The sequence below is a fragment of the Nonomuraea sp. NPDC005692 genome (assembly GCF_040631115.1).
GTDB lineage: Bacteria > Actinomycetota > Actinomycetes > Streptosporangiales > Streptosporangiaceae > Nonomuraea.
Map to the genome: position 1 here is coordinate 1 of NZ_JBEXYU010000074.1, position 4,984 is coordinate 4,984.

Consider the following 4,984-nt stretch of genomic DNA (forward strand, 5'->3'; position numbering starts at 1 on the left):
CGCTGCGGTAAGGCGGGCGACGATGCGGTCGGCCAGGTCGCCGGGAGCGGGACCGGACGCCGGGGTGGTGGCGTCGGGGTTCGGGGTGGTGGGGTTCGGGGTGGTGGGGTCGGGGAGCCAGCGGAGGTCGCCCGTGCCCAGGGTGATCACGGCGCGGGGTCGCATGGGTTCCCCGGCTCGGCGTGACAGCAGCACGATGGCACCGACGCGGGCGGTCATCGGGTCGAGCTGGATGCCGGGAACGCCCGGAAGGTTCGTACGGCCCAGGGTCAGGTGCGGCGTGAACCCCTCGGGACGGCCCAGGCAGCGGGGGAAACGCTTCTGGAGAACGCGGCGCAGGCGCGCCCACGCCTCAGAACCAGCGGCGGAGGCGACGGTGCCCGAGTCCGCGGTGGCAGGGTCGGGGGCGGCGGGGTCCAGCCAGATGGTTGTGTCCCGCTGGTGGCGGAAGGTGCGGATGCCTTCGAGTCGTACCGGGAAGGGCTGGACCTCGGCGGCGGCTTCGGCGAGCAGGGGCGCCGCCGCGTCGAAGGCCGGTTCCGGGACGAACCCGAAGAGCAGGTTGACGTGCGGCGGCCACCGGTCCACCTGCGGATCGCAGGCGCGGCGTACCGCCTGGATCGGCGGCCACAGCTCCTCGGGCGGGATCCACGCCACGGCCGTACGCGCGCTCGGCGGCACGTCCAGCACTCCGGCGGGCACGGCCCCCGTGATGTCGAGCACGGCGTCCACCCCGTAATGGTCGGAGACGTGCAGCCCGCCGGGACCGGGGGTGTCGCCGAGGAGGGTGGCCGCGACGGTCCTCGGACGGCCGCGCAGCAGGACGCGGTCCAGCCGGGCGGACCGGCCGGACAGCGACGACAGCGCCGCCAGCGGGTTGGCGCGCGGGTCGAACGTGGGCGTGTCGTCCCCCGGCCCGTACGCCTCTGTCCAGGCGTCGCGCAGCCCGAGCGCCGAGGCGGGGGTGTCGGTGCCGTCGTTGAAGTCGCCCATCAGCACCAGGTCGCCCTCGACGCCGGCCAGCCCTTCGGCGATGCGGGCGAGTTCGGCCCGCCGCCGGGTCGCGCTGCCGGCGGTGTGGTCGCTGGTCAGGTGGGTGGTGGCGACGACGAGCGGCCCGGTGGCGGTCTCGACCGCGAGGGCGGCGACCGCCTTGTGGGGGCCGAGCCCGTGCCAGGCCGCCTCCAGGACCGGAAGGCGGCTGAGCAGCAGCAGGCCGCTGTCGGCGATGTCGTGGCCGCCCGGGTCGGCGGCGACCGTATACCCGGCCCGCACCCAGGGGGCCGCCAGCAACAGGGACAGCAGCGCGGGCTCGACCTCCTGCAGCGCGATGACGTCGGCGTCGGCCGCCTCCAGACTCGCCAGCAGCAGGGGACGTCGCCGCGCGGTGTCGATCCGGTCGCTGTCGTAGCGGTCCCACAAGGTGTTCCAGGTCAGGACCCGCAGCGCCACCGCGACGCAGGCCCGCGCCCCGCCGGTGGACGCCGGGGGCGGCGTCGTGCCGGGCTGCCAGCCGGTGGACCGGTTCCAGATGAGCGGGGTTCTGGCCGTGAAGAACGGGGCGCGCAGGAGGCGCGGGCGGCGTACGCGGCCGGCGTCGCAGGTGTCGACGCGGTCCACGCCGGTGGCGCGGTCCCACACCAGTTCGCCGTCCGCCTCGACGAACAGCACCCGGTGCCACGGGACGTCGCCGCCGGGCACGAACAGCGGCAGCGGCACTCGCTTGGGGGCGGCGTCCCGCTGGCTGAGGCCGAGCACGAAGCGCGACGGGTCGAAGCGGGGGTCCCAGCGGACCCGGTGGTAGATCTCCTCGCTGGTACGCATCACGCCTCCGCCTCGTCCAGGGCCCCGTCCGCGTCCTCGACCGTGCCGGACGGGCCGACGTACCAGGTGCGATGGGCCTGGCCCGGGAACGGCGGGACGAACCTGCGCAGCTGCGCCTCCAGCACGTGGGGCGGCACCGGATGGGCACGGCGGGCGTTGCGGCGGCGCAGCTCGTTCTCCTCCACCAGCGTGACCGCGTGCGTGGTGAGCGCGTCGCGGCGGCGGGCCACGGCGTGGACGAGGGCACGCTGGTGCTGGTTGAGCGAGGTGGCGTCCCAGACCACGGTGCCGCCGGCGGCCAGGGCGGCGTCGAGGCGGTCGAGCGCCTCGCCGAGCACTTCCCTGTTGGCCCGCTGGTCGGCCCGCGACCCCTTGGCCGCGCGCAGGTCGTCCAGCGACACGTACGCGTCGACCCCGGGCAGGGTGGTGGCGAAGGTGCTCTTCCCGCTGCCCGACGGGCCTACCAGGTGAACGAGGTGCGGGAAGGGCTTCGACCGCCACCGCCAGGTCGCCGCGACGGCCTCCTCGACCGTGGAGATCCTTCCCCCGGCCCAGGCCGCGCGCGCCTCGGCCCAGCAGCGTCCGGCCGCCTGGTCGCCGAGATCGGCCAGGGCGTCGCGCAGGCCGGCGCGCAGGGGTTCCAGCGGGCCGGGTTCGAGCAGGCCGGCATCCTCGGCGTGCAGGGCCGACCATTCGACCTGCGCGCGTTCGTCCGCTGCGGTCTCGTCCGTCCGGCCCGCCGTCGCGGCGGCCGCGACCGCGTGCAGCACGCCGAGGTCGGCGGCCAGCGCCATCCGTCCGAGCCCGGCCCGCCGCTCCTCGTCCGGGTACGCCCGGCGCAGCGCCCCTTCCAGCCCCGCCAGGTCCGCGACCCGCCGCGCGGGCCGCATGCCCACCGGCCCGGCGAGCCGCGCCGCCAGCCGCGCCCTCGGCACGTCCCGCAGCACGGTGGCCAGCACGCCCGCCAGCCGCGCGTCCCCCCATCGCCCGATCACGTCCAGCCGGGCCGCCACCTCGCCCACCGCCTCGGCGACGTCGCCGGAGTGCCCGTCGCCATGAGCGCCGGCGTTGAGCGCCGCCGCTTCGGCCGGCGCGACGTCGACCGCCGCCAGCAGGGCGGTGACGTCGCAGTCGGCGCCCGACCGCACCGCCCACAACGCCGCACCCGGCCCGAGGCCGTTGGGCACGACGGCGGCGTGCATCCAGTGGGTGCCCGTCCGGACGTGGTCGCGGCGCACCCACTTGGCCATCCGGCCCGCGAACTCCTCCCGCCCGAACCCTTCGGCGGCCCGCACCACGTAGCCCTCCTGCAGCCCGGCGTCCAGCCGCAGCCCGCGCAGGGCCCGCTCCTCGAAGACGCCGCGCCACAGCACCGGCGGAGTCGGGACGCCGAGACCGCGCAGGAAGGCGACGGTGCGGTCCCAGTCGAGGCAGCGGTCGCCGTCCCAGACCGAGAAGCCGTAGAAGTAGCCGTCGAGGGCGGGGTAGGCGATGGAGTGCCGGGCGTACATGTTCTCGCCGCACACCCGCCAGCCGACCGGGATCCGCGCGGCGATGCGCCCGTGCAGGCTCTTGACCCAGGCGCGGGATGGGTGGTGGCCGGAGTCCAGGGAGCGGGCGTGCAGGCCGTCGGGGTAGAGGGTGGTGTTCTCGCCGTCGAGCTTCTCGGTGACGACGACCTCGCGCCCGCGCAGCCCGGACAGGTCACCCGCGCGTACGTCGTCCGGCGTCGCTCCGGGCGACCAGGGCAGGTGAGGGGTACGCGGGTAGTGCACGCGCATGATCCCTCCCCCTGACGTCCCTGCGGCTGGGGTCACTGTACAAGTGTGGAAAATGCGGCCTCCATCGAATAAATCGGGGCGCCCCTTTCGCCCGTCGGAGCCGGTGGGCTCAGTGTCGTCCAGAAAATAGGATGAGGGTAAGATTGACTCGACAACGCGACCATCATCCTCGCCAACGAGGCCGGCCAGCTGGCCCAGCCGGGTGAGCAGGTCAGCGCGCCGGACGGGCAGGGCCAGCATCAGCTGCTCACCACCCCGGCACTGGCGCTGGCCGAGCGGCGCCTAGATGATTGAGTCCAAGGTGTCGGGTGACAGTGGTCGTAGCGGGTCAGTGATCTCTTGACCGGCTGGCCGGTGTGGTCGTTGTGCCAGATCGCCGCAGTCAGGGCCAAGACCTTGACGAAGATGCGGACAATGACGCCGGCCGGCGTACGTCCGCCGTGTCGTTCCAGGTCAAGCTGGCCCTTGAAGGTCTGGTTGATCGACTCGATGGTCTGGCGTAACGGCTTGAACAGCTGCGTGTCGGCCCGCTCGGGCTCACCGGCCCGAGCTGGACGTAGCAGCCGCACCCCGCCCTCGGCCAAGCTCCCGCTCGAAGACACGGCCGTAGAACTGCCGGTCGGCGATCAACGTCGGATGCGGATGGTCGGCCAGTACCCGGGGAGCGGTGGCCAGCATGCCCAGCAGCACCTCGCGCTCATCGGCCTTGGCGCCGCTCAGCGCGAACAGCACCGGCAGCCCGCCCAAGGTGCACACCAGGTGCAGGCGCAGCCCCCAAAAGTAGCGGGAGTGGGAAGCGCAGTAGCCGTCCTCGGCCCACCCGGCCAGCGCGCTGCGCCGCGCCGTCTCCGCCGAGCGGCCGCACTCCACCGGAGTGGAGTCGGCCACCCACACCTCATCACTCCACAGCGAGGTGTCGCAGGCCAGGAACCGGATCACTGCCGTCACCATGGGGATCGACTTGCGCAGCCGCTTGCCGTAGCCCGACTGCTGCGGCAGACAGGGGAACATGCCGCGCAGTTCGGCGTGCGCGTACCGCAGCCAGCGGCGCTCACAGTGGTAGCCCAGCAAGGCCGACAGCACCGCCAGTGTCACCAGCTCGGCGTCACTCAACCTCGGCACGATGCCCACTCGAGGCCGCCACGGGGCCAGTTCCGGCGCACTCTTCAGCAGATCGTCGACCCTCACATAGAGTGCGGTTGCGAGGGTGTCCAGTTCGGTCGTCACCACCCGAGAATGGACATCCTCGCCCTATCTCCGCAGCTATGCCTTGGACTCATTCATCTAGTACTACAGCGAGGCTTTGAGATCTGTAGCGTGTAAACATGCCAGATGACTTAACCGCTGCTGATCTGCGGGAGTGGGTTACGGGACTGGAT

Annotated in this window: 4 protein-coding genes; all 4 read right to left on the reverse strand. The window is 73.2% G+C overall.

Annotated elements, in window-relative coordinates:
• The coding region (locus ABZ459_RS52590; RefSeq protein ID WP_357989057.1) for an RNA repair domain-containing protein at nucleotides 1-1,824 on the reverse strand (1,824 nt) is incomplete at its 3' end.
• Nucleotides 1,824-3,605 carry an RNA ligase family protein gene (locus ABZ459_RS52595; RefSeq protein WP_357989059.1) on the reverse strand — a complete coding sequence of 594 codons (1,782 nt, stop codon included), beginning with the start codon at nucleotides 3,603-3,605 and terminating at the stop codon, nucleotides 1,824-1,826. The genes ABZ459_RS52595 and ABZ459_RS52590, both read right to left, overlap by 1 nt.
• A gap of 239 nt (nucleotides 3,606-3,844) precedes the next feature.
• A complete protein-coding gene (locus tag ABZ459_RS52600; RefSeq protein WP_357989061.1) occupies nucleotides 3,845-4,174 on the reverse strand; it encodes a hypothetical protein in 330 nt (109 codons plus the stop codon).
• Complete coding sequence (locus tag ABZ459_RS52605; protein ID WP_357989063.1) at nucleotides 4,143-4,727, reverse strand: transposase; 585 nt, start codon at nucleotides 4,725-4,727, stop codon at nucleotides 4,143-4,145. Before ABZ459_RS52605 ends, ABZ459_RS52600 begins: the two co-directional genes overlap by 32 nt.
• Nucleotides 4,728-4,984: the final 257 nt, after the last annotated feature.

Bases quoted from the DNA above. Each gene is read 5' to 3' on its own strand.
- ABZ459_RS52595 (WP_357989059.1), bottom strand. From the start codon at position 3,605: ATGCGCGTGCACTACCCGCGTACCCCTCACCTGCCCTGGTCGCCCGGA.